Below are 24,961 nucleotides of genomic sequence, written 5' to 3'. Positions count from 1 at the left end.
CCCGCCGTCTAATCCATGCGTCGTGATGCAGCCGACGCGACGATCGTAGTTGTCCCACTTCGGCGGCCGACGGAGGGATACTGTCGCCTGCATGAGCAGCGACACGGAACGACCGGTGACTGTGCGCACTTCCGAACGCGGCGCCGCCACGCGCGGCGCGCTCCTGGACGCCGCCAGAGAGATCTTCATCTCGCGTGGCTTCGCCGAGGCCGGCGTCACCGATGTCGTCTCCCGCGCGGGGGCCAGCGTCGGCAGCCTCTACCACCACTTCTCCGGCAAGGCCGACCTCTACCTCACCCTCTTCGAGGAGTTCCAGAGCCGCCAGACCCAGCGCACCAAGCAGGCCGTGCAGGCGGCACGCGGCGAGGGCGAGGGCGACCCGATGCGGCTGTTCATCACGGGCGCGCGCGCCTACCTCGAAGGCTGTTTCGACGAGCGCGAGCTGGCCGCGCTGTTCCTGCGCGGCGACGGGCCGCCCGGCTTCGAGGTGATCATGCGTGACCGCATGCGCCAGTGGGCCCGGCGCAACGCCGCCCTCTTCGAGGACGACAACGGCGCCCTGGTCGTGGTGGTCACCGGCGCCCTGGCCGCCGCCGTGTCCGAGGTCGTGCTGTCCGAGGACGTCGCCGCGGCGCGGAGCTTCTCGCAGGACGTCCTGACGATCATCGGGCAGATCCCGCGCCCATGACCGCATACGGCGCGCGGAGATCGCGGGTCACGTCCGGGGGCGGCGGCCCCGGCCGGTATTCTCGCTGGCTGTGCGCCGATTCACCCAAGGGTTCTACGGGTACGCGTTCGCCGTGTTGTTCTGCCTGGCGATCGTGGGCATCTTCCTGCTCATAGCCCCCCAGAGCCGCCAGGAGCACATCCCCCGGGTCGACTACACGATCACCCTCGCCAACCTCCGCCGCGTCGCGCCGTACGAGGTGCGGGTGCCCGACCCTGTGCCTGCCAGGTGGGTGCCCAACAGCTCCGAGGTCGACCAGAAGGGCCATGTCACCTGGCGGCTGGGGTACGCGACGGCCAAGCGCTCCCACGCCCTGCTGGCCCAGAGCGACGAGCCCGGCGAGACGTTCGCGAACCGCCTGGCCAACACCGACAAGAGCACAGGAAGCCGGCAGATCGGCGGCCAGAGCTGGCAAGAGCGCTATCGCCCCGACAAGAAGCAGCGCTCGCTGGTGCTCATCGAGCCTGGCGTGACGGTCGTGGTCACGGGCCTGGCCGACTGGGACGAGCTCGCCCAGCTCGCCGGCTCGCTCAAGGCACAACCCAAGGCCACCGCCACCCCCACCTCCAGCTGAGGGCCGACCGCCGAGGTCGCCGGAAGCCGGCTGAAGGTCGCCGAAAGGCGTCCGAAGGTCCTCGGCAAGGTCCTCGGAAGGTCGTCAGAAGGGGGTGTTCTCGGCGGCGGGGGCGGCGTCCTCGCGGCGGGCCATGGCGGCGGCGAGCCTGACGCGGGCCCCTTGCAGCCACTCTTCGCAGATGGCGGCGAGCTTCTCGCCGCGCTCCCACAACTCGATCGACTGCTCCAGGGTCAGACCCCCGGCCTCAAGGCGCCGCACGACCTCGGCCAGCTCTTCGCGGGCCTGCTCGTACGACGGCGTCCCATCTTTCTCCTCAGCCACGGACCCCACCCTATGGGCAGTGGCGCCCCGAAGCCGGTCAGGTTACGGGCTTGGCCACGGTGACCTCGACGCGGCCGTCGCTGAAGCGCACGCTCAGCTCGTCGCCCGGTGCGAGGCCCTCGGCCTGCCGCACGACGTCGCCGGCGGGAAGCTGCACGATGGCGTACCCGCGTTCGAGCGTCGCGGCGGGCGACAGCGAGACCAGGCGGGCGCGCAGGTGCGAAAGGGAGTCCTCGGCCCGATCGAGGGAGGAGGCCAGGCAGCGGCGCGCCCGGTCGCGCAGCCCTTCGGCCTGCTCGGCCCGGCGCTCGATCTCGCGCACCGGATCGGACAGGGAGGGACGGGAGCGCAGCGCCGTCAGCCAGGACATCTCGCGGTCCAGCCGGCCGCCCACCACGCGGCGTCCCCGGTCGCGCAGCTGGCGCACCAGGGAGAGCTGTTCGCCGACGTCGGGGACGACCTTCTTGGCGGCGTCGGTCGGCGTCGAGGCGCGGACGTCGGCGACCAGGTCGATCAGGGGATTGTCCTGCTCGTGGCCGATGGCGCTGACCACCGGCGTGCGGCAGGCCGAGACGGCGCGTACGAGCGACTCGTCGGAGAACGGCAGCAGGTCCTCCAGGGAGCCGCCGCCCCGCGCGACGATGATCACGTCTATCTCGCCGTCGAGGTCGAACTTGCGCAGGGCCTCGGTGACCTCGCCCACGGCGTACGGCCCTTGGACGGCGACCGTCTCGATCTTGAATCGCACGGCGGGCCAGCGGCGGCGGGCGTTCTCCAGCACGTCGCGCTCGGCCGCGGAATCACGCCCGCAGATCAGGCCGATGGTGCCCGGCAGGAAGGGCAGGCGGCGCTTGCGCTCGGTGTTGGCCAGGCCCTCGGCGACGATGATCTGCCGCAGCCGTTCGAGCCGCGCGAGCAACTCGCCGACGCCGACCGGGCGGATCTCCAGGGCGGTGAACGCGAAGGAGCCCCTGTTGACCCAGAAGTCGGGCTTGACCAGGATGACGACCCGCGCGCCGTCCACCGGGCGGGGGACGGTCGCCTCGTAGACGTTGCGCGGGCAGGTGACGCGCGCCGACACGTTGGCGACCGGGTCGCGCAGGGTCAGGAACACCGTGCCGCCTCGCGAGGACAGCTCGGTGATCTGCCCCTCGGCCCATACGGTGCCGAGCTTGCCGATCCACTGCGCCACCATCTGCAGCACCGACCGGATGGGCAGTGGCTGCTCGGGTGAGGTCTTGGCCGTCATGCGGGCAGCCTACAAACCGTTCTCGGCTATTCCCCCGCTTCGAGCTTGGCGAGGCGCCTGGCGTACATCTGGACGATGTCGTCCCGCGCGGACGTCTGCCTCTCGTACTCGATCAGGGAACGGATCTGCTCGGCGGACTTGCCGCGGAGCCGTGCGCGCAGGGAGGCCATGGTCATCTCGGAGTAACCGGGCATGGGCTCGGCGAGCGCCGGAGCCGCGCCCGCGGTCGCTTCGCCCGCCGGGGCGGCGGTGGTCGCCGCGTCGGCGCCGGAGGTCCGCACGGCGTCGGCGAGCTTGCCGTCCACGGGCTTGGCCTTGCGCGCCCTCGGCTTCGGCGCGGCGGTCTCCTCCGCGGCCTTGGCCTTGGCGGCCGGGGCGGCCTTGGCCTTCGGCGTGGCAGGGGTGGTGGCCTTGGCCTTCGGCGTGGCGGGAGCCGTGCGCGGCTTGGCCGTCCTGGTGGCGCGCTTCGCGGGCGCGGCGGGCTCCTCAGCGGCGGACTCCGCGGCGGCGGCCGGCTCCACGGCGGCGGCGGGCTCCGCCGTGGCGACGGTGGGTTCGGCGGTGACCGCGGCGGGCTCGGCCGTGACGGAAGCCTTGGAGGCGGCGGGTTCCGCGGGGGCTGCGGCGGGTTCGGCCGTGTCGGAAGTCCGCGGGGCGGCGGGCTGCGCGGGGGCCGCGGCGGGTTCCTGGGTGGCCGCGGCGGGCTGCGGGGATGCCGCGGTGGGCTGCGCGGTGGTGGCGGGGGCCGTGGGAGCGGCGGGAGCCACCGTCTCGGCGGCGGGTTCGACCTTCGGCGAGGACCCGTTCGTACCGGCCGCGGACGGGGACGTGGCCGGGGACGTGGCCGGGCGAGGAGCGAAGATGACCGGCTCGCGCCTGGCGGGCTTCTTCTCCTCCTCTTCCTCCCTCATGACGACCTGCGGAGAGGTGACGCCACCGGATGCCTTCGCCTCGGAGCCGGCCTTGTCGTCGTCGCTGACGAGCCGCTTGATGCCCGTGCGCACGCGGTCGCTCAGCATCAGGGCCTGCCCGACCCCGGTGAGCGCGGTCTGCAGCACGTTGAGGGGAAGGTCTTTGGCCTTCTCCTTCAGTTCGCGGGGGTCGGAGACGGTTTGCCGGACGTTCTTGGCTATGGTGCGGACGATGTCGCTCAGTGACATGCCGGCTCCCTAGAGGTTCTGATATTGGACGACCAGTCTGATTGGACAGGGTCGCATGAGGTCAAGGGGCGAACGGACAGGGCCGTCGCTCACGCACTCAAGCATAGGGAAGCAGATAAAGGGTGCGTGCCGTCGGAACCCGGGCTCATGGCCCCTAGGATTCCGCGAGCACATAGCATGAGCACATGATTTCGGAGACTCCTGCGACCCGACGTGTCCTGGTGGCCAAGCCGCGCGGTTACTGCGCGGGGGTCGACCGCGCCGTGCAGGCGGTCGAGAAGGCTCTGGAACGGTACGGCGCCCCCATCTACGTCCGTAAGCAGATCGTGCACAACACCCACGTGGTGAAGACGCTCGAAGAGCGCGGCGCGATCTTCGTGGACGAGACCGACGAGGTCCCCGAGGGCGCCATCGTCGTCTTCTCGGCCCACGGCGTGGCGCCGGCCGTCCACGAGGAGGCCGCCCGGCGGTCGCTGAAGACGATCGACGCCACCTGCCCGCTGGTCACCAAGGTGCACAACGAGGCCAAGCGCTTCGCCACCCAGGACTACGACATCCTGCTCATCGGCCACGAAGGCCACGAAGAGGTCGAGGGCACCGCGGGCGAGGCCCCCGAGCACATCCAGCTCGTCGACGGGCTCGACGGGGTCGACGGCGTTCAGGTGCGCGACCCCGAGCGGCTCGTCTGGCTCTCCCAGACCACGCTCTCGGTCGACGAGACCAACGAGACCGTCTCCCGGCTGCGCGAGCGCTTCCCGAACCTCATCGACCCGCCGAGCGACGACATCTGCTACGCGACGCAGAACCGCCAGATCGCGGTCAAAGAGATCGCGAGCGAGGCGCAGCTCGTCATCGTGGTCGGCTCCACCAACTCCTCCAACTCCAAGCGCCTGGTCGAGGTCGCCGTGGACGCCGGGGCCGACGCTTCCTACCTGGTGGACAACGCCTCGTTCATCCAGGACGCCTGGCTCGACGGCGTCACCACGGTCGGCGTCACCAGCGGCGCCTCGGTGCCAGAGGAGCTGGTCGAGGGCGTGCTCGCCCACCTGGCCGAGCGCGGCTTCGCCGACGTCGAGGAGGTCGAGTCGGTCGCCGAGAGCGTCCGCTTCGCCCTCCCCCACGAACTGCGCCGCGACCTGCGCGCCCCCGCCGCCCACTGACCATCCGCGCGGCCTACCGGCCACCCGCGCGCCTGCCCCGCGCCCACCGACCATCCGCGCCTGCCCCGCCGGCTGCCGACCACCTGCTCGCCCCCGCCGCCGTACCGTGGCGGGGACCTCGACGCGACGTGCCGTCAGCGGGAGCCGAGGACGGCGCTGAGCGCGTCAGGCACCTCGGACGTGTCGATGATCAGATCGGCGCGGTCGCGCACGCGGTCGGTGGCGAAATAGGCCCGCTCCTGGCGGGCCCAGCGCTCCCAGTGCGGCCGGTAGACATCCCCGTCCCTGTCCAGTGCCCGCGCCCGGCGCACCGCCGGCGGAGCCTCCACCCAGATCAGGCGCGAGATGTACGGCCCGGCCGCCACGGCGCCCGCTCCGGCGCCCTCGACCACCAGAGGGGACGACGGCGGCACCTCGTGCCACTCGGCGTAGGCGCCCAGCGTCCAGTCGTACCGCCGCCGGCGGGCGGGACGGCCCTCCGCGCGCGGGCGCAGGACCCACTCGACGAGCCTCTCCACGCCGCCGAGCAGCCCGTCCCAGCCGGGATACAGGTCGTCCATGTGGACGAGGGCCGCGCCGAGCTCGCCCGCGAGCGCCCGCCCCAACGTCGTCTTACCGGCCCCGGAAGGCCCGTCGATGGCGATCACCTCACCGGCCCCGAACGGCCCGCCCACAGCGATCACCTCACCGGCCCCGGACGGGTGGGAGGCGGCGATCTCTTCGCCGGCTCCGGACGGCTTGGCGGCGGCGACCATCTCACCGGCCACGGACGCTCTGGCGGCGGCGATCGGCTTGCCGGTCCCGGCCGCGGTCTTGGGAAGGCCTCTCATGGTGATCACCTCGCCGCGCGGACGTGCAGCATGGCGAGGTCAGTCTTTCGGCTCTCTCGGTGAGCCGTACAGGCGCGGCTCGAAGTAGCCCTCAGGCTCGGGGACGTAGGCCTGCTGGGGATCCGGCCGCCCGCGCCTTGCGGCCGGCGCGGCGTGGGCCGCGGGGTCGGCGTCGGCCGCGACCGCTCCGGCCCGGCCGGCCCGGAGCTCGGCGCGCAGCTCGCTGACGTTACCGGCCAGCCCACGGAACCAGGCGACGGCCAGCACGAGCGCCGAGCCCGCGAACAGCCAGGGCGCGGCGGCCGACATGCCGGTGAACAGGCCGAGACTGAGCGCCTGGAGCAGCGACGGCGCGCCGAACGTGCCGAACACGACGCTCACCAGGCTGGCGACGAAGAAGATCAGCGGCGGGGTGACCACCAGCGACAGCAGGTCGCGCGGCTGGACGAGCAGGACGGCGGCCAGGCAGACGGCGCAGAAGACCAGGCCGATGATCAACATGGAGCCGGTCGGCCGCGAGGCGAGCGTCACCACGAAAATGAGGGCCACGGCACCGCGGGCGGTCAGTCTGACCCCCGGTCGCGTTCGCTCTTGTGCCACCACCGTCGCCCCCTCCGGGCCCGGGCCTCGTGGCCGGACCGGCCGGCCTCATGACAAGTCTCGCGTCAACTTACCGTTCAGGCGAGGGGCCGGGAACGGGCTTGCCGTCTCTTCACCCGCGGGTGGCGGGGTCTCTGCCTCGGCATCTCCCATAAGCCCGGCACCGGGCCCTGGATCGGTGTTCCGGTGCGCCGGGTTGGTGGGGTGGTGGGCTGGATCGGGGTTGTGGTGTGCCAAGCCGGTGTCTGGGTGGGCGGAGGCGGTGTCTTGGTGTGCGGGGTCGGTGTCGAGGGGGGGAAGGTCGGTGGCTTGGTGTGCAGGGTCGGGGTCTTCCTGGTCGGCGTCTTCGCCTATCAGTTCCGGCATGGAGGGGCGCCTGGGGAGGTCTTCGACGAGGTCGGGCTGGGGGAGGGGCGCGTCCACCACGCCGAGGTCGTTCAGCCTGCGCGCGGTGACGAGCACGCGGCTCTCCAGCGAGCCGACGGTCTTGTTGTAGGCCACGACGGCCCGGCTCAGCGCCTTGCCCACCGCGTCGACGTTGCGGCCCATGGCGCCGAGCCGTTCGTACAGCTCCTTGCCCAGGTCGAAGACGGCGCGGGCGTTCTCGCTCAGCGCCTGCTGCTGCCAGGCGTACTGGGCGGTGCGCAGCATGGTGATCAGGGTCGTCGGGGTCGCGATGTGGACGCGCTTGCGCATGGCGTGCTCCAGCAGGCCCGGGTCGCGCTCCAAGGCGGGGGCCAGAAAGGCCTCTCCGGGGATGAAGAGCACCACGAACTCCGGCGCGGGGCTGAACGCCTGCCAGTACGCCTTGGAGGCCAGCCTGTCGACGTGGTCGCGCAGATGGCGGGCGTGAGCGTCCAGCCGCACCTCCTGCGTGCCCGTCTCGGCGGCCTCGGCGGCCTCCAGGTAGGCGGCGAGGGACACCTTGGAGTCGACGATGATGTTCTTGCCGCCCGCCAGGCGGACGACCATGTCGGGGCGCACGACTCCGTCGGCGGTCATGGCGGACGCCTGCTCGTCGAAGTCGCAGAACCGCACCATGCCCGCGATCTCGGCGACCCTGCGCAGTTGCAGCTCTCCCCATCGTCCGCGCGCCTCGGGGCGGCGCAAGGCGCGCACCAGGGCGCCGGTCTGCGCCTTGAGCTGCTCGGAGCTCTGCCGCACGAACTCCATCTGCTTGCCGAGCTCGGCCTGCGCCACCCGCTGGCCGGTCTCGCTCTCGCGCAGCTGGTCCTGCACCTTGGCCAGGGTCTCGCGCAGCGGGGCGACCAGGTTCTCGACGGCCTGCCTGCGCTGTTCCAGGTCGCCCGCGGCGTCGGCCCGCGAGGCGGCGAACCGGCTCTCGGCCAGCTCCAGGAAACGCAGGTTGTTGACGTCCAGGGCGCGGTTGGACAGCGACTGGAAGCGCTGGGTCATCTGCTCTTCGACGTAGGCGACCTTCTCGTCGGCGGCCTGGGCGCGGGCCTCGGCCAGCGCGAGCCGGCTCTCGGCGTCGGCCACCCGGGCGGCCGCCCTTGAGCGGCCGAGGGCGAGGCCGATGACCAGCCCGGCTGCCAGCCCGGCGGCCAGCTGGAAGGCGAGTGCCATGGCGTCCATCTGTCGCATGATTCCAGGCTCACGTCCCCCATGCGTGTCAGGACCGGAGCCGGGGCACCGTAAACTCGGCGAACGTGAGCCTGAGCATCGGCATCGTCGGCCTGCCCAATGTCGGCAAGTCCACGCTTTTCAACGCGCTGACCAAGAGCGGCAACGCCCTGGCGGCGAACTACCCGTTCGCCACCATCGAACCCAACGTGGGGATCGTCGGCGTGCCGGATTCCCGGCTCGCCAAGCTGGCCGAGATCTACGCGTCTGCGAAGATCATCCCGGCGAAGGTCGAGTTCGTCGACATCGCGGGCCTGGTCAAGGGCGCGTCGGTCGGCCAGGGACGGGGCAACCAGTTCCTGGCCAACATCCGTGAGACCGACGCCATCTGCCAGGTGATCCGGGTCTTCACCGACCCCGACGTCACCCACGTCGACGGTGAGATCTCCCCGGGCCGCGACATCGAGACGATCAACACCGAGCTGATCCTGGCCGATCTGCAGACCATCGAGAAGGCCCTGCCGCGGCTCTCCAAGGAGTCCAGGACGAACAAAGACCGCAAGGTCGTCCTGGAGGCGGCCGAGGCGGCCTCCAAGGTCCTCGACGGCGGCACGACGCTGTACGCCTCGGGCATGGACCTCACCGAGCTGCGCGAGCTGCACCTGCTGACGGCCAAGCCGTTCCTGTACGTCTTCAACCTCGACGCGGACGAGCTCACCGACGAGGCCCTGCGCGCCCGCCTGTCCGAGGTGGTCGCCCCGGCCGAGGCCGTGTTCCTCGATGCCAAGATCGAGTCCGAGCTGGTCGAGCTGTCGGACGACGAGGCGCTCGAACTGCTCCAGTCGGTCGGCCAGGAGGAGTCCGGGCTGACCCAGCTGGCCCGCGTGGGCTTCGAGACGCTCGGCCTGCAGACCTACCTCACGGCCGGGCCCAAAGAGACCAGGGCCTGGACGATCCGCAAGGGCGCGACGGCTCCCGAGGCGGCCGGGGTCATCCACACCGACTTCCAGCGCGGGTTCATCAAGGCGGAGGTCATCTCGTTCGACGACCTGGTCGAGGCCGGCTCGATGACGGTGGCCCGCTCGGCGGGCAAGGCCCGCATCGAGGGCAAGGACTACATCATGCGCGACGGCGACGTGGTGGAGTTCCGCTTCAACGTCTGAGCGACTGAAGCGCCCGGCACGTCCGGGAGGTCCGGCACGTCCGGCTCGTTAAGCACGTCCGGCACGTCCGGCACGTCCGGGACATCCAGCGAGTCCAGGACATCCAGCACGTCCGGCATGTCCGGGGCTTCTCGCGGTGTCCGCGGCCGGGCCGGACGTGGTCACGGGCATCTTTTACCCGGCGGGCGCTCGGCCCCGGTGAGGGTGCCGCGTCGCGGAGGCCCGGCGGGGGCGGGGCCGCCCCAGGCAAACGCCGCCGACGGGGCGTGACCCTGTGACCTGCGGATAGCAAGGCATGGCCGTCAGGTAATCGGACAGGGCGGCCTGCCCCGCGTACTCTCCAGTGTTTGGGTCGGTCATGCGCTCCGCCGGAGCCGCCGGCCTTGATCGTGCCGCCGTGCGCTCGACCGCGCGGCCGGCGTGGCGGAAGGGAGGCAGTGCGTGCGGGCACTTCACGCTCTCCCCATGGGTCGGCAAACGCGATCCCATCATCTGCCTGAGCAGCGGTTATACCTCCCGGGCATGCCCGATTCACGGTGGTTTCTTGTCAGGTGCGAGCTTTGTCCTTAATGCGAACATCGTTGAGGGGGTGAGTCCACGCTCGCGGACGAACAAGTGCACTCTGTCCTGCGTGAACTCGGCAGTCGCGTTCCTGAAACCGGAGGAAGACCGACTTGGTCTGCTACAGCGATGCCTGCACCATGGGCGTGGCTTTCCTGGAACAATTGGTGAGGCCGCTAAAGTGAATACTTCACCATGGATAACAGGATCGATAGTAAGACGACACCGCGCCAGCCGGGGGGATCGGCGCGAGCGGAGGCGTGATGGCTCGCAGGTCAAACGTCCAGCAAGGTCTGCGGACCGCTGGCGAACCCGAGCATTCGACGTACCCTCCCTCGCCCTACGATCCGGACCTTGACTCCGTGCCGGGTCGTGGACGCAGTGCGCCACGCCGCGGCGGGTGGTCCGGCGGGGGCGGGCGCTGGCTCGTGTGGACGGGCAGAGCGGTGCTGTGGGCGTTGATCATCGTGATCGTCGTCAACGGTGTCCGCGCGCCGATCGAGCGCATGATGCAGGGTGACCAACCCACCGGCGCGCCGGCCGCTCCCACGGGCACGGGCTTCCCCGAGGCGGACGCGACCGCGTTCGCCAGCCAGTTCGCACTCGCATATTTGAATTATGACGCTTCCAAGCCCGATGACCGGGCTGAGCGATTGAAGCCTTTTCTTCCGGTAGGGGCGGAAACGCAATTCGGCTGGGACGGCATCGGGCGAATGTCGGCCGGCAATTTCCAGCTTTCCGGCATCGAGGTCAGTGATGCGCAAAACGCTGTTGTAACGGTTTTCGCCCAATCCGGTGCACAGCGCTGGAAATTGTCCGTGCCTGTTTACTACTCCGAGGGCAAGTTCGTCGTCTCCGGCCAGCCGGGGTTGATGCCCGCGGGCGGTCCGGCGAACCTGCCCCAGCTTCCGCAGGCCGACCACGACGACACCGCCGAGAACGAACTGAGGCCGCAACTCGAGAACTTCTTCAAGGCCTATGCGGCGGGCGATCCGACCCAATTGCAGCGTTATGTCGTCCAAGGTGTGACGCTCGCCGGTTTCGACGGGAAGGTCACGCTGGCCGAGCTGAAGAGCGTCAGCGCTCCTCCCGGCGGCGCCACCCGTGAGATCACCGCGGTGGTCAAGTGGACGTTCGCCCCGGGCGCGGCACCCTCTCCGGCCGCCACCTCGGGCGACTCGGCCGAAGAGACCGGCGGGCTTGACCAGGCTTATCGGCTCACCGTGGAGAAGCAAGGCGGCAACTGGTACGTCAAGGAGATTCGCGGCGGGACGCGGACCGTCGAATGAGGCCGCGGATGTGGGAGGCGAGGGAGCGGCCAAGGGAGCGCGACGATCCCGGACCGGTCGGCCGACCGGCGAGCGCGACCATGAGCAGGAGGACGAGAGTTGATAGTGAAAATGATCGTGGAGAACGCGCTGGAGGTCATGACGCCGTCGGCGCCGCCGACCGGCGGCGTGAACACCGCGGGGCTCGCGGACTTCCTCCGGAGGTTCTTCGCCCCGTTGTTCCTCGTCGTAGTCTCCGTTGTCGCCATTTTCTTCCTCTTCACGCGGGAGATCACCAGATTCGTCCAGTTCATCATTCTGGCGGTGGCGATCGGGGTGATCTTCTACGTGCCCAACGTCATCGAGGTGACGGCCAGGGCGATCGCGGGAGCGCTCGGCATCAGATGAGCGCGTCCAGGTTGCCGTGACAGGGAGAGGAGGATCGGGTGGACCTGCCTACCTATACCAATATCTGGCGCATTGAGAAGCGGCTCTACAAGCTGTACGACCTTCGGCTGCCGATGCCGCTTCCGATCGTCTGGATCGGTGTGTTCTTGGGCGTGCTGGTCCCCTGGTCACTTCTCCTGCGCCTGCTCCAGGTTCCGATGGAGATGCCCTGGCACGTGGTCTACCTGGTCCCTCCGGGCATCGTGACGTGGCTGTCCACCCGGCCGGTGATCGAGAGCAAGCGGCTCAACGAGTTGCTGCAGTCTCAGCTCCGGTATTTCGGCGAGCCGAAGACCTGGTGCCGGCTGGCGCCCGCCGACGAGCCCGACGAGGTCGTCTTCACCGCCAAGGTCTGGCGGTCGGGTCCGCAGGCCGCGCGGGTGGCCTCGGCCGAGGCCGCCCAGGCCGCGTCCAAGGCCAGGCGCGGCGCCCGCGCCAAGCCGAAGCACACCGCGCCCCGCAAGAGGGCCATGCCGTCGTGGGCTCCGGCGCGGCAGATGCCGTCGGTCAAGCAGGCGTCGCGTCCCGGTGCGGTCGTCCCGGGCGAGGTGCGCCCGGCCGTCGCCGCCGCCGCGGCGGCCGTGACGACGCTTCCGGCCGCCGAGACTTCGGCCCGCCTGGCCGGACGTCAGCGTGTCACCTGGACGAGCGCCGCCGCCCAGCCTGCCGCGGGCCTCCCCGCGATCGCACCACCGCCCTCCGGCCCGGCCAGGCCCGCCGCCGGAAGTGCGCCCCCCGTCACGGGCGGCTCGACGTCCATCACGGGCGTCTCGCCCCATGTCGCGGACGTCTCGCCCCATGTCACGGGCGGTGCGATCCCCGTCACCGGTGGTGGTACCCCCGTCATCGGAGGCGTTACGCGCGCCTCCGGCTCCGCGACCCCCGCCTCCGGCCCGGCCGCATTCGCCTCGGGCATCCCCGATAGCGCGACGCCTGCCCCCGGCGCGGTGACGCCTGCTCCCGGCGCCGCGCCCGCCTCAGGTGCCGCGGCCTCCGCCGGAGGTCCCGTCCAGCGCCGCATCTCGACCCCTGACCGCGTCGTCCTCCGGCGCGATCCCTCCCCTGATCGGCTCGTCGCCCCGCGCAAGCCGTCCCACGACCGCCTCACCACCGAGCAGGGCCTGTCGACCGAACGTGCCGCCGAGCAGCGAAGCCTGTCACCTGAGCGGAGCGCTGAGCCGCGGGGTCTGTCGCGCGACCCCGCTGCCGAACCGCCGGCGTCCGAGCGTTCCCGGACGGGGCTCGCGGCGACCCCGCCGCCGATCGGCACCGAGGCGTTGCGCCGCCTGCGCAGGCTCGCGGCCTCCGCCGAGAGCCGCAGCGCGGCGGCCGGAACCGCCCCGGCGGGCGGGGCCGTTCCGGCGGCAGGAACCGCCCCGGAGACCAAGACCGCCCCAGAGACCAGAACCGCGTCAGCGGGCGGAACCGTCCCGGCTAGCGGGGCCCTTCCGGCGGACGGTCAGGCGAACGAGCGGCGGGCGGCCGAGGCCGAACCGGTGGCCTCCGAGCCCGCGCCCTCTGCGCACGAGCCTGAGCGCTCCGCTGCCGCCCCCGCGCGCTCCGCCGCCGCGCCCGAGCCCTCTGCGGCCGGGGCCGGCCCTTCTGTGCCAGAGACCGGCCGTCCTGTGCCGGAGACCGAGCGCTCTGTGCCCGAGACCGGCCGCTCTGTGCCCGAGGCCGAGCGCTCTGTGCCCGAGGCCGAGCGCTCTGTGCCCGAGGCCGAGCGCTCTGTGCCCGAGCCTCGCGTCGGGCCGGGCGCGCTCGAGACGGTGACCGGTGTGCGCGCCGGGGCCGAAGAATCCGATGTCCGCGAGCAGCACCGCAAGGGACAGCCGCCCCGCGCGGCCACCTCGCAGAGCCGGCTCCCCGAGGCCCGCACCGTCTGGCCGGTGTCGCGTACCAAGCCCGCCGAGACCTCGATCTCGCGCACCCGCCCGCCTGAGCCTTCGCCTTCCCGTGCTGAGCCTTCCGAGGTGCCGGTCGTGCGTGCTGAGGCTTCTGAGGCGCGTACCTCCCGCACCGTTTCGTCCGAGGGGGCGGGCGGTGCCGGGCGTGACGTGCCGAGGCCGGACGTGGCCAGGCCCGCCGTGCCGCGGGCGCCCGTGCGGCCGGCGGCCCGCGAGCAGGGGGCGCCGCCGCTGTCCATCCGCGCGGTGCCCACGGGCCCGGGCGGCGCGACCGCCGATCCGGCGGCGCCTTCGGTCCCGGTGCCGGTGCCCCGTCCGGGCGATGAGCCGCGCGTACGCCGCGTCGAGTCGGTCGTCGGACGCGACCAGTCCGGAGGCTGGCGCCGGCTCGCCCAGGTGGTGGTCGGCGGCGGCGGTCCGAACCGCAACGACGGCATCGAGATGGACGAGGCCAGGGCCCGCACGGTCCTGGCCGGGAGCCGCCGCATCGTCGTGCTCGGCTGCACCGGGGGCGCGGGCCAGACCACGACCACGCTGATGCTGGGCCACACCCTGGCCCGCTACCGCGAAGACCGCGTGCTCGCCGTCGACGCCAACACCGGCGACCACACGCTGACCGGCCGCATCGCGACCGACTCGCCCGAGACGCTGACCTCGCTGCTCGCCGGGCTCGACGGTGTGAGCGGCTACCTGAGCATGCGGGCGTACACGACGCGCTGCGAGTCGGGCCTGGAGGTCGTCGGCTCCGACTCCGACGCGGCGGCGGGACGGCGGCTCGCCGACCGCGGGCTGTTCTCCGACGAGCGCCTCGCGCACGCCATGCGGGCCCTCGACCGGCATTACCGGCTGATCCTGGTCGACCCCGCCGCCTCGATGGCCGCGCGCATGCTCTCGTACGCCGACCAGCTCGTGCTGGTGGCCCCCGCGAGCGAGGACGCCCCGGACGCGGTCGCGATGACCTTCGACTGGCTCGACGGGCACGGCTCCACCGAGCTGCGGCGGCGGGCGGTCATGGTGATCAACGGCGTCAGCCGGCGCAGCATGGCCGGGGTGGAGCAGGCGGAGGCGGTGGCCCGCGGCCGCTGCCGCGCCATCGTCCGCGTCCCGTGGGAGGACGAGCTGGCCCCCGGGCGCGCCGAGCCGGTGCAGCTCGCGCATCTGCGGGCCGGAGGACGCAGGGCGTACGTCGCCCTCGCGGGAGTTGTGGCAAGCGGCCTGGCGGTGGCGAGCCGCCCGAGCGAGGAGGAAGTGGCTCAGTGACCAGCAAGCCAGTGCGGTGCGGGGAGCGATCCGCCTGATGGGCAGATCGTCGCGGTCGAGGAGCAGGCTGGCCGTACGCTACTTCGACGATCGGATCCTCCTCACCGACACGTCGGCATGGGCGTATTTCCGGCTTCCCACGGTCAGCTACGAGTTCGTGACCGCGGAAGAGCGGGAGGCGCTGGCCACCAACATCACCATCGCCCTGGCCGCGATCCGCATGACCGACGCCGAGGTTCATCTGCGGGTGGCCCACAGGGCCTATCCCGCCGCCGAGTGGGCGATGGCGCTGAACGCGACCTCCGACGAGGGCGAGGGCTGGCGCGACTATCTGGAGGAGATGTACCGCCACGTCTGGGCCAAGGACTTCTGGACCAAGGAGGTCTACCTCGGCGTGCGGCTCGGCCCGCGGGGCGCGCAGCTCGGCACCGGCGTGCTGGCCCAGCTCTTCGGCTACTACCAGCGCGGCGAGAAGAGCCTGGGCCTGGAGGACGACCACGTCCCCGACGCCGAGATCGACAAGTGGACCGGCCAGGCCGAGCGTCTGGGTCGCGCCCTCGGCTCCAGCGCCCTGTACGCGCGTCACGCGAGCTCCGGCGAGATCGCCTGGCTGTTCCGGCACGCCGCCTCCGGTTCGCTCGGCGACCCGCCGTCGTCGGCCACCCCGTCCAGGCGGTGGGGCAAGGGCGAGGTCGAGTCCCTGGTCGAGGGCCAGATCCACAACGGGCGGTCGTTCCTGCGCGTCGAGCAGCCCGAGGGCGACTCCTACGTGGCCCATCTGTCGTTCGCGAGGTTCCCCGACCTGATGCCGTTCCCCGACGGCGAGCCGTGGCTGCACTTCATGGACCAGTTACCGTTTCCCGTCGAGGTCAGCTCGCGCATGCGGCTGATCCCGCCCACCAAGGCCAGCAAGGACGTGGCACGCAAGCTGGCGCACGCCCGCGACATGGACATCCACATCCGCGAGGCGGGCGCCGAGGCGCCGATCGCCCTGGCGGAGCAGATCGACGCGGCCCGCATGCTGGAACACGGCATCACCAAGGAGCGCTTGCCGTTCGTTTATGGGTGGCACCGGCTGATCGTGGCCGCGCCGACCCAGGAGATCTGCCTGCAGCGGGTCGAGGCGGTCGTGGAGCACTACCGCGACATGGGCATCGACATCGTCAACTCCACGGGCGACCAGTTCTCGCTGTTCTGCGAGGCGCTGCCGGGTGAGCGGGTGCGGGTCAACGCCTACGCCCAGCGGCAGCCGCTGCGCACGATCGCGGGCGGCATGGCGACGGCCACCGTCGATCTCGGCGACCGCATCGACGAGACCGGCGCCGGGTGGGCCGGGCCGTACATCGGCGAGACGCTGGGGCGGGCGCGGTCGATCGTCCACTTCGACCCGCTGGTGGCCGCGACGCGCAACCGGCCGACGGCCATCGCCATCACCGGCGAGCCGGGCGGCGGCAAGACGACCCTGGCGCTGCTGCTGATCTACCAGATGGCGCTGCGCGGGGTCACCGTCGCGGTCATCGACCCCAAGGGTGACGCCGAGTCGCTGGTGCAGCTGCTGCAGAAGCGCGGGCGCAAGGCGCGCATCATCCCGCTGGGCTCGGCGGCGCCGGGCCTGCTCGACCCCTTCTCCTTCGGCGACGACATCGCGGCCAAGAAGACCATGGCCACCGAGACGCTGCGGCTGCTGCTGCCGCGCATGTCGGAGGAGCGCGAGTCGGCGATGATCCAGGCCGTCTCCACGGTGTCCAACGGGCCCGACCCGTCGCTGGGCAAGGTGGTCGACCATCTGGAGCAGGCCGAGGACGCCGCGTCCAGGAACCTCGGCGCGGTGCTGCGGTCCATGGCCGAGATGCATCTCGCCCGCCTGTGCTTCGACCCCTCCGGGGGCGAGCAGATCGACACCGAGGGGTGGACCACGGTGTTCACCCTCGGCGGGCTGACCCTTCCCGACGTCGCCACGGCCCGGGACGACTACTCCTACGAGCAGCGCCTGTCGGTGGCCCTGCTCTACCTGGTGTCGCAGTTCGCCCGGCGGCTGATGAACGGTCTCGACCGCCGCTCGCCCAAGGTGATCTTCCTGGACGAGGCGTGGGCGATCACCTCGACGCCCGAGGGCGCCAAGCTCGTGCCCGAGGTCTCGCGCATGGGCCGGTCCAGGAACACCGCGCTGGTGCTGGTCTCGCAGAACGCGGGTGACCTGCTCAGCGAGCAGGTCACCAACTGTCTCTCCTCGGTGTTCGCCTTCCGCTCGACCGAGCGCGTCGAGGTGGACCACGTGATGGCGCTGCTCGGCGTCGAGCCGTCCGAGGAGCACAAGGGGGCGTTGCGGGCGCTGGGCAACGGCGAATGCATCTTCCGCGATCTGGACGGCCGCGCGGGCCGCATCGGGGTGGACCTCATCTCCGAGGACCTGCTGCGCTGGCTGGACACCAATCCGACCCACGACAAACCCGGCGAGGGCATGCATGATCCTCGTGGGCGGTCGAGCAGGCCGGGAGCTGCGCAGGAGGTGCGGTCATGAGTCACCTTGGAAGCCGCGGCGGGACGTCCGTGTGGCGTGCGGGCGCGGCGAGAGCGTCGGCATGGCGCGCGGGCCTGGCCCGGGCGTCCGTGTCCGCGTGGCGTGCGGCGGGGGAGCGGGCGTCTTCGTGGAGTTCCGGCGGGGCACAGACGTCTCTAGGGAGCGTGGGCGGGAGACGGGCGTCCGTGTGGCGTGCGGGCGCGGCGAGGGCGTCCGGGCGGCGCGGGGGCGCGGCGCGGGAGGTCACGCGGGGCAGGAGGCTGCGGCGCAGGATCGTGCTGATCCTGGCGTTGCTCGCCGGCGTGGTCGTGCTGCCGATCGCGTTCTCGCCGACCGTGGCCGGCGCGGCGGGCCCGTGCGACCTTTCTCCCGAGCTGTCCCCTGAGATCGTCGGCGGCGGCATGGACGGCCTGGTCAAGCCGCCGCCGCCCGACTCGGCCTCAAGCGCGGCGGGGACGTCCTCCGCCGCGCGGAGCGCCGTCACAGGCGCTCCTCAGGGGGCGCAAGGCGGGACGTCCGCGACCGTGGGCAAGACGGCGGTCCCCGAGCCGGTCACCAACTACGACCGGTACGGCATGGCCGGCCAGTTCTGGCACACCTACGGCCTGGGCTGCAACGACGTCGCGGCGGTGCTGGGCAACGCCTGGGCCAACTCGGTGTTCTCCTGGGCCAAGGACATCGACCGCATGACGATCACCACCTACCAGGCGGCGGCCACCGAAGGGCCGCTCCAGTCCATCAAGGACGTGGTGGACGACATCGTCATCAACCTCGCCGACGCCATGTACTGGCCGTACCTGCGGGTGATCGTCCTGCTCGGGGCCGTCTGGCTCGCCTGGTACGGGCTGATCCGCAAACGCGCCAGCACCACGGCCGAGGGCGTCATCTGGATGATCCTCGCCGTCACGGTCGCCGTGTGGTTCTTCAGCCGCCCCGGCGACTTCACCGGCCTGGGCAAGACCGTGACCGACAAGACCGCCGAGGTCGTCAACTCGGCGTTCAGCGGGCTGCCCGGCGCGGGCGGCGCCTCCTGCCTGCCCACCAAGGGGCAGACCAACCCCAAGGCCGGGCCCGGCGGCTACGGCCAGAGCGGCACCCCGGGCGTCGACCAGAACGCCGACGCGCTGTGGTCCACGCTCGTCTGCAAGCCGTGGCTGATGGGCGAGTTCGGCACCGCCGACCCCCAGGCCAAGGTGGTGGAGGTCATGGCGCCGAAACTCCTGGACATCCAGGCCACCGACCTGCAGGAACAGAACTCCGGGCAGAGGCAGGCGTCCGGCTCCCACCAGAAGCGGTACGAGGAAGAGGTCGCCAAGCCGCTCGAGAGCACCTCGATGTTCTTCCTCTTCCAGGGCAAAGACTGGACGACGCGGCTCAGCATCGCCATCGGCGCGCTCATGGCCGCCATGGTCGCCGGTGTGCTGATCTTCCTGGTGGCGGTGTCGCTCATCGCGCTGAAGATCGGGTTCCTGCTGCTGCTCATCCTCGGTCCGGTGTTCCTGCTGATCGGCGTGCATCCCGGTTCGGGGCGCATCATCGCGATGCGCTGGGTCGAGATGCTCATCGGCACGCTGCTGAGGCAGGCGGTGCTGGCCCTGGTGCTCGGGGTGCTCGTGTACGGCTATGCCCTGATCATCTCCACGGACCTTCCGTGGGGCATGCAGATCATGTTCATCGCGCTCCTGACGATCGCCGTCTTCTTCTACCGGCGTCCCTTCCAGCACCTGTTCGCGTCCATGGACGGGCACACGCTCACCACGCGGATGCTCGGCGAGGCGGCCTCCGCGCCGACCCTGTCGCGCGCCGCGAACGCTCTGCCGCCGGTGGCCGCGGCCCGCATGGGCCGCTGGGGCCTGCGCAAGGCCGAGCCGGTCATCAACGCGGCGGCCATGGCCGGGGGAGGCGCCGCGGCGGCGGCCGCCTCCGGGGTCGCCCAGGGCAGGGTCAGAGGCGAGGACACCGGCGCCGGCGCCGGGCAGCAGCAGGGCGCCCGCGCACAGGCCGGCGGGCAACCCGTTCCGCTGGACGCCGACGGGCAGGCCGGCGCGCGGCGCAAGGCGGCCGGGCGCGGCACCGCCATCCCCCGTCCTGGGGCGGCGCCGCCGCTCAACCTGTCGGGACGCATGGGCGGTTCGGGACGCGCGGGCGGCGGAAACGGCGCGAGCCCCCGTCCGCCGACGCGCACCGGCACGGGCTCCGGCGGCGGAGCGGGCGGCTCGTCGGCCTCCGGTGGCGGCGGCTCCGCGGGCGGCTGGTTCGGCGGCAGGTCCGGCGGCGGGTGGGCGTCCCGGTCCACCGCCGCGGGCGGCTCCTCCGGCGGGTCGTCGGGGAGTTCGTCGGGTGGCTCGTCCCGCCGGTCTGAGGGGTCGGCGCCGCGCGCCGCGCGCTCCACGGCCGGCGGTCCTCGCGGCCTGTCGGGCGGAGGTTCCTCCGGCCGTTCGTCGGGCGGATCCTCCGGTGGTTCGCCGAGGTCGTCGGGCGGTTCGTCGGGTGGCCTGTTCGGTGGCGGTGGCGGCGGCTCGTCGAGTCGTTCCTCAGGCGGTCTGTTCGGCGGCGGCTCCTCCGGCCGCTCGTCCGGTGGTTCGCCGAGGTCGTCCGGGGGATCGTCGGGCGGTCTGTTCGGCGGCGGTTCGCCCGCCCGCTCGTCCGGCGGTTCGTCCGGGCGGTCGTCGGGGGGCGGCCGGTCGGACAGCGGCCGGTCGGAGGCCCCGCCGTTGTGGCTGCCTCCCCGCTCCAGCGCGGGGGGCGCCGATGACGGGTCCGCGCCGTTCTGGCTGCGCCCGGCCGACGGCGACGAGGGCTGACGATGGCGCAGGTGAACGACCGGCGAGGTCTCGTCTTCGTCGGCGTCGTCGTCGCCCTGGCGGCCGTGGGCATCTACCTGTCGATGCGCCCGGCCTCCGGAGGCGACGGTCCGCCGCCGCGGGGCGCGGCGGTCTCCACGCCCTCCGCGGCGCCTCCGTCCTCGGGGTCCTCGCCGGCGCCCGCGATCACGCCGGGCACGTTCGACATCTACGGTTACCTGCCGCTCTCCCGCGAGCAGATCGCCCAGGCGGCCGACACCGCGCAGCGGTTCGCGGCCTCCTACGCGACCTACCGGTACGACGAGGACCCCGCCTCCTACGCCGAGCGCCTGAAGGGCTTCACCACGACCGAGCTGGGCACGATCCTCGCCCGTGACGTCACCACGCCGGCCACCGTCGAGCAGAACCGCGCCGACGAGGTCGTCTCGCAGGGCACGGGACGGCTCAAGTCGATCAGGGACATCGCCGCCGACTCGATCGTGCTCGTGGTGACGGCCGCCCAGCAGATCACCGCCAAGAGCGGGCCGAAGGACCGCAGCGCCGACTACGCGGTCACCCTCACCCAGGTGGGCGCCGAGTGGCGGGTGTTCGACCTGCAGCCCGCCGACGCCGGGCAGGACGGGGACACCGGTGGGGAGACCACGCAGTGACCTCGCGGGTGCGCATCGCGCTGCTTCTCGGGCTGGCCGGAGTGGTCATGATCACGCTCGTCATGGCGCCCATGCTGATGAGCACCTTCCCCTCCTTTCTCGGCGGCGGCAGCGGCATGACCACCGACTGCGAGGACGGCGACGTCATCAACGTGACGAACGTCTCGAACACCGCGCAGTCCGACATCCCCTCGGACTACCTGCAGCTTTACAAGAAGCACGGCAAGAAGATCGGCGTCCAGTGGACGGTGCTCGCGGCCGTCGGCAAGCGCGAGACCGACCACGGCCGGTCCAACCTCGCGGGAGTGAAGAGCGGGACCAACTACGCGGGCGCCGCGGGCCCCATGCAGTTCCTGATCAGCACCTGGGGCGGCAAGGCCAAGATCAAGGTCTCGTCCAAGTTCAACGGGTACGCCGCCGACGGCGACGGGGACGGCTGGGGGGACGTCTACAACCCGGCCGACGCCATCCTCGGCGCCGCCAAGATGCTCAAGCGCAACGGCGCCCCGGGTGACCTCAAGCGCGCGCTCTTCGTCTACAACCACGCCATGTGGTACGTCGAGCAGGTGCTGGAGATCGCCCGGCGTTACGCGACGGACGGCACGCTCGACCTGCCTCCCGAGGCCGACCCGGCCTGCGACACCCCGATCGTGGAGGCGGCCCCGGACGACGTCGTGAAGAAGATCCTCACCTACGCTCTCGCCCAGCGCGGAAAGCCGTACCGCTGGGGCGGCACCGGGCCGGCCGGGTTCGACTGCTCAGGGATCATCTACATGGCCTACCGGTCCGCCGGGCTGTCCATCCCGCGCACCACCTTCGGCCAGTGGCCGTTCGGCGTGAAGATCGACAAGGGGGCCGAGCAGGCCGGTGACCTGGTCTTCTTCAACGCCGGTCCGGGCACCTCCGCCAGCAGTCCCGGGCACGTCGGAATGGTCGTCTCGCCGGGCAAGATGATCGAGGCGCGGTGCACCCTCTGCGGTCCGATCAAGGTCACCACCTACCGCGACCGCCCCAACATCGTCGGCTACACCCGCCCTCTGCAGAACTCCGACGTCCAGGGCCAGCTCAAACGCCTCGGCGTCACCTAGCCGAAACCCCGGCCCGCGGCCCGACGCCCCGGCCCGACGGACGCCGCCCCGGCCGCGGGTCGGCCTGATGAAGGCCCGGAAGGGCCCACAGGGCCGCTACGAGCTCTGCCGGGTTCACCGCCAGTGCCTCAAGGGCCTTCAGGTCAGGCCGGGTTCAACCGATCCACATCGAGGAGGCGTACGGCGCCTCCAGGAGTGCCGCCACGATCAGGATCACCATGACCAGCGTCACGACGTCGGCGGAAGCGTCCCGCATGGCGGAGCGCCGGCTGCCGTGGAAGCGGTGGCCGATCTTCGCCCGGGGCGGGCGCAGGCGGTCGAGCAGTGCTCGCACCAGGGCTCCGAGCAGTGCCGCGGGCACGGCGGCGACCACCCCCGCGACCATGACGACGTGCACCGTGTTGGTGGTGAAGACCACGTCGGGCACCCGGAAGCACGGTTGTGGCCTGCTGTCGTACAGGTCGACGCACCGGCTCAGGGTGTTCAGGCCCAGTTGCATGACGGCGGTGGAGAGCAGGCCGGTGACCATGACCGCGAGCGGTACGAGCACGGGACGGTGCCGCAGGGAACGCGCGGAGACGAGCAAGGCGACCGCGGCCTGAGCCGCCACGGCCAGGGCGACGAAGTTGGCGTAGACCAGGTAGGGGAACCGCTCGACGTCGCGTCTCGCCGCGATCGGCACACCGTTCTTCAGCGCGTACACCAGGACGGCGCCGGCCGCGGTGAACAGCGCGGCCCCGGCGAGACCGCACGCCAGGGCACTGCCGATCCGGTACGGGTGAGGCCGAGCGTGCACGTGTGATCTTCGCCGGTGGGCGGAGACCATGATCGGCACGAGCCAGAGCAGGGCCAAGGTGGGCAGGGTCAGCGAGTTGTAGATCAGATAGAGGAGCGCCTGGTTCGCATACGTGACCCACTGCGTGACGGTCAGGTACCAGCCCGGAACACCCGTCCGCGCGAGCGCCGTGAGGTCGAGAAGGCCGGAGGAGAGCAGTTCCTGGGTGTCGTGCCAGGCGATCCATACCCCGAACCACACGGCGAACGCGGCGGTGCCCCCGGCGACGACGGCGGGCAGAGCCCGCCGAGGGCCGCCCGTCGCGGAGCTCAGCACGGCCCGTGCCACCGATGAGGTCCAGACGGCCAGCGTCACCGCGCCGAAGAGCAACAACACCGTCGTGACCAGCAGCGTCGCGGCGCCACGGGAGGTCAGCTGCGTCCACTGCGTGTAGATCGACAGCCAGGACAGTTGTTCGCCGAGCAGAACCCCCGCGACCAGCATGGCCGCCATCGCAAGGAGCGGCCGCGGAGGAACGCGACGGTCCGGGGCGTGGACGGCCGCTCGCCACACCGTCACCACCAGCGGACCGGCCAGGCCGAGCACACAGATCACGCCGGTGCAGACGGTGGCGAAGACGGCCGGGGTGGGCAGTGCCTGCAGGAGGATGTAACGCAGATTCACGCTGATCATCGCGGTGGCCAGCCCCGCGGCGAACGGCTGCCACAGCCTGGGCGCCAGCATGGCCGCGGGGTCGTCGATCGCGTGGATCCGCCGCCGGGGGTGGGGGTGGGTCCCGAACGCGGCCCGCCATCGGCCCGGCGGCTTCAGCTCGTTCACCAGTGCCCGGAGCGCGGGCGACGTGCCCTCGTGGCCGTCGGCGGCGCTCTCGGTGACGCGGGCGTCGGCATGGAGCTCCCTGACGCGCAGGATCGCGTTGCGGGTCAGGTACACCAGGCCGACCAGCACCGGCGCCACCAGCCCGAAGCTGATCGAGGAGCCGACGCCGGGGAACCGCCACTGCAGCGGCGCCCTGAACAGCAGGGGGTGGACGCTCACCGCCACCATCGGCGCCAGCGCGAGGGCGACGAACGACCACCAGATCGCCATCGTCAGATACGTGGTGTCGACGTCCCGGTTGCGCAGGTGGGCCAGCTCGTGCAGCACCACGGCCCGGAACCTCGCACGATCGGTGGTGTAGCCGGCCACCAGCCCCGCGTCGAGTTGCACGTAACGCCGCCGGACCCGGCCGAAGGCCAGCCCGCCCGACGTGGCGGCGTACGGAGCCAGCAGGAACACCGGCGCCCTGTCCAGCCCGGCGGACCTGGACAACTCGGCCAAGTAGTCGGCCAGTTCGGGGCAGTCCTCGCGGAGTATCGGGGTCAGGGCGCGCCTGCGCACGAACCAGAGCGGATAGGCCCAGTAGATCAGGGCCGCCACACCGAACAGCACTCCCGTGCCGTACACGCCCCACGAGATCTGGTCGAGGTAGGTCGGGCGCACGCATTCGGCGATCCGCCTCACAGCGTCCGCGTACCGGGAAATGTTCTCCGCAGTATCCGGTAGCGACTGTAGTGCTGATTCTTTGGCGAAGCAGGCCCGCATGACCGTCCCCATGCGTACACCGTTCGCGGGCACCACGAGGGTCCACAGGAACATGTAGATGATCGAACTGGTGACCAGGACGGTGCTGATCAGAAGGCCGAACAGGACGGTCGTCCCTGGCGGTGCCGGATGGGGCCGCCCTCTCGAATGCCGTGCCGGACCCGGATGCCCGGCCGGCCGGCCGGGCGCGGCCGCAGTGGTCATCGCGGGTCGATCGAGCCCGCGCGCCGGCCCGCGCCGACCACGGCATCGGCCATGACCTGTGCCATATCGTGCTCGACGCCGCACCGGTGTGCCACGTCCACGACGATCCGGTGGACCTGCGCCCATTGCTCGCCGGTCAGTTCGACAGGCACCTCGGCCGGTTCGGCGGCCGTGCCCGCGCCACGGAAGAGTCGTCGTATCGCGGCCCCGCCACGTCTGACCGAAGGTCGGATCGTCTCACTGAACAGGTATTGCGCCACTTCGGTCGCCGCGGCGAGCGCCACCGGCGTCAGCAGCAGCACGATGCCGGTGTCGCCTATGCGCAATGGCCCGCCCCCGCCGTTCCCGCCCGCCAGCGAACGCGCGGGATCGGCGAAATACGCTTTGCTCACCGCCCTGAACGTCGGCAACTCGGCCGGTCGCACCTCCGCGACCATCGTCCTGGCGATGTCGGCGACCAGCACCTCATCGACGTCGGAATCCACGCATTGCTCCTTGCG

Annotated in this window: 19 protein-coding genes; 11 read left to right on the top strand and 8 right to left on the bottom strand. The window is 71.6% G+C overall.

Features of this window, described 5'->3' with window-relative positions; translation table 11 throughout:
• Window positions 1–91 precede the first annotated feature (91 nt).
• Together ACFO60_RS17570 and ACFO60_RS17565 are read left to right on the top strand one after the other, a co-directional pair.
• Window positions 92–688 (top strand): TetR/AcrR family transcriptional regulator, encoded by a 597-nt coding sequence (locus tag ACFO60_RS17570; RefSeq protein WP_380841429.1) that lies wholly within the window; start codon window positions 92–94, stop codon window positions 686–688.
• Between the two features lie 70 nt (window positions 689–758).
• Window positions 759–1,301, top strand: coding sequence for a DUF4245 domain-containing protein (locus ACFO60_RS17565; RefSeq protein WP_380841428.1), 543 nt, complete (start codon window positions 759–761; stop codon window positions 1,299–1,301).
• Window positions 1,302–1,385: 84 nt separating this feature from the next.
• On the opposite strand, the gene ACFO60_RS17560 is transcribed toward ACFO60_RS17565, so the two are convergent.
• From ACFO60_RS17560 to ACFO60_RS17550, 3 genes are read right to left on the bottom strand one after another with little or no spacing between them, the layout of a single operon-like run.
• Window positions 1,386–1,625, bottom strand: coding sequence for an exodeoxyribonuclease VII small subunit (locus ACFO60_RS17560; RefSeq protein WP_380841427.1), 240 nt, complete (start codon window positions 1,623–1,625; stop codon window positions 1,386–1,388).
• Window positions 1,626–1,662: 37 nt separating this feature from the next.
• Window positions 1,663–2,874 carry an exodeoxyribonuclease VII large subunit gene (xseA, locus tag ACFO60_RS17555; RefSeq protein ID WP_380841426.1) on the bottom strand — a complete coding sequence of 404 codons (1,212 nt, stop codon included), beginning with the start codon at window positions 2,872–2,874 and terminating at the stop codon, window positions 1,663–1,665.
• Window positions 2,875–2,900: 26 nt separating this feature from the next.
• Complete coding sequence (locus ACFO60_RS17550; protein ID WP_380841425.1) at window positions 2,901–4,034, bottom strand: hypothetical protein; 1,134 nt, start codon at window positions 4,032–4,034, stop codon at window positions 2,901–2,903.
• A 185-nt stretch (window positions 4,035–4,219) separates the two neighbouring features.
• On the opposite strand from ACFO60_RS17550, the gene ACFO60_RS17545 reads away from it, so the two are divergent.
• Complete coding sequence (locus tag ACFO60_RS17545; RefSeq protein ID WP_380841424.1) at window positions 4,220–5,194, top strand: 4-hydroxy-3-methylbut-2-enyl diphosphate reductase; 975 nt, start codon at window positions 4,220–4,222, stop codon at window positions 5,192–5,194.
• 134 nt (window positions 5,195–5,328) lie between these two features.
• Here ACFO60_RS17545 and ACFO60_RS17540 read toward each other — a convergent pair whose 3' ends face one another.
• From ACFO60_RS17540 to ACFO60_RS17530, 3 genes are read right to left on the bottom strand one after another with little or no spacing between them, the layout of a single operon-like run.
• Window positions 5,329–6,024 carry a (d)CMP kinase gene (locus ACFO60_RS17540; RefSeq protein WP_380841423.1) on the bottom strand — a complete coding sequence of 232 codons (696 nt, stop codon included), beginning with the start codon at window positions 6,022–6,024 and terminating at the stop codon, window positions 5,329–5,331.
• Between the two features lie 39 nt (window positions 6,025–6,063).
• A complete protein-coding gene (locus tag ACFO60_RS17535) occupies window positions 6,064–6,624 on the bottom strand; it encodes a DUF6542 domain-containing protein (RefSeq protein ID WP_380841422.1) in 561 nt (186 codons plus the stop codon).
• Window positions 6,625–6,672: 48 nt separating this feature from the next.
• The gene (locus ACFO60_RS17530) at window positions 6,673–8,220 is read right to left on the bottom strand and encodes a DNA recombination protein RmuC (RefSeq protein ID WP_380841421.1); all 1,548 of its coding nucleotides are present in this window, start codon (window positions 8,218–8,220) and stop codon (window positions 6,673–6,675) included.
• Window positions 8,221–8,294: 74 nt separating this feature from the next.
• Here ACFO60_RS17530 and ychF point away from each other — a divergent pair, with 74 nt between their 5' ends.
• From ychF to ACFO60_RS17490, 8 genes are all read left to right on the top strand, one after another.
• On the top strand, window positions 8,295–9,371 hold the full coding sequence (ychF, locus tag ACFO60_RS17525) for a redox-regulated ATPase YchF (protein WP_380841419.1): 1,077 nt from the start codon (window positions 8,295–8,297) through the stop codon (window positions 9,369–9,371).
• A 1,028-nt stretch (window positions 9,372–10,399) separates the two neighbouring features.
• Complete coding sequence (locus tag ACFO60_RS17520) at window positions 10,400–11,221, top strand: conjugal transfer protein (RefSeq protein WP_380841468.1); 822 nt, start codon at window positions 10,400–10,402, stop codon at window positions 11,219–11,221.
• 111 nt (window positions 11,222–11,332) lie between these two features.
• Window positions 11,333–11,608, top strand: coding sequence for a hypothetical protein (locus ACFO60_RS17515; RefSeq protein WP_380841417.1), 276 nt, complete (start codon window positions 11,333–11,335; stop codon window positions 11,606–11,608).
• Between the two features lie 38 nt (window positions 11,609–11,646).
• Window positions 11,647–14,814 carry a TcpE family conjugal transfer membrane protein gene (locus ACFO60_RS17510; protein WP_380841416.1) on the top strand — a complete coding sequence of 1,056 codons (3,168 nt, stop codon included), beginning with the start codon at window positions 11,647–11,649 and terminating at the stop codon, window positions 14,812–14,814.
• A gap of 37 nt (window positions 14,815–14,851) precedes the next feature.
• Complete coding sequence (locus tag ACFO60_RS17505) at window positions 14,852–17,335, top strand: ATP-binding protein (protein ID WP_380841415.1); 2,484 nt, start codon at window positions 14,852–14,854, stop codon at window positions 17,333–17,335.
• A gap of 164 nt (window positions 17,336–17,499) precedes the next feature.
• Window positions 17,500–20,139: a hypothetical protein gene (locus ACFO60_RS17500; protein ID WP_380841414.1), complete on the top strand. Its 2,640-nt coding sequence runs from the start codon at window positions 17,500–17,502 to the stop codon at window positions 20,137–20,139.
• A gap of 2 nt (window positions 20,140–20,141) precedes the next feature.
• Complete coding sequence (locus ACFO60_RS17495) at window positions 20,142–20,789, top strand: hypothetical protein (protein WP_380841413.1); 648 nt, start codon at window positions 20,142–20,144, stop codon at window positions 20,787–20,789.
• The gene (locus ACFO60_RS17490) at window positions 20,786–21,877 is read left to right on the top strand and encodes a C40 family peptidase (protein WP_380841411.1); all 1,092 of its coding nucleotides are present in this window, start codon (window positions 20,786–20,788) and stop codon (window positions 21,875–21,877) included. Before ACFO60_RS17495 ends, ACFO60_RS17490 begins: the two co-directional genes overlap by 4 nt.
• Before the next feature lie 154 nt (window positions 21,878–22,031).
• On the opposite strand, the gene ACFO60_RS17485 is transcribed toward ACFO60_RS17490, so the two are convergent.
• Window positions 22,032–24,461 (bottom strand): M48 family metallopeptidase, encoded by a 2,430-nt coding sequence (locus ACFO60_RS17485; RefSeq protein WP_380841409.1) that lies wholly within the window; start codon window positions 24,459–24,461, stop codon window positions 22,032–22,034.
• On the bottom strand, window positions 24,458–24,946 hold the full coding sequence (locus ACFO60_RS17480) for a hypothetical protein (protein ID WP_380841408.1): 489 nt from the start codon (window positions 24,944–24,946) through the stop codon (window positions 24,458–24,460). Before ACFO60_RS17480 ends, ACFO60_RS17485 begins: the two co-directional genes overlap by 4 nt.
• Window positions 24,947–24,961 lie beyond the last annotated feature (15 nt).

Origin of the sequence: Sphaerisporangium dianthi, assembly GCF_042654065.1 — a bacterium.
Classification (GTDB): domain Bacteria; phylum Actinomycetota; class Actinomycetes; order Streptosporangiales; family Streptosporangiaceae; genus Sphaerisporangium; species Sphaerisporangium dianthi.
Note: the sequence above shows the minus strand (reverse complement) of the source record. Positions and strands in the feature narration are given on the sequence as shown.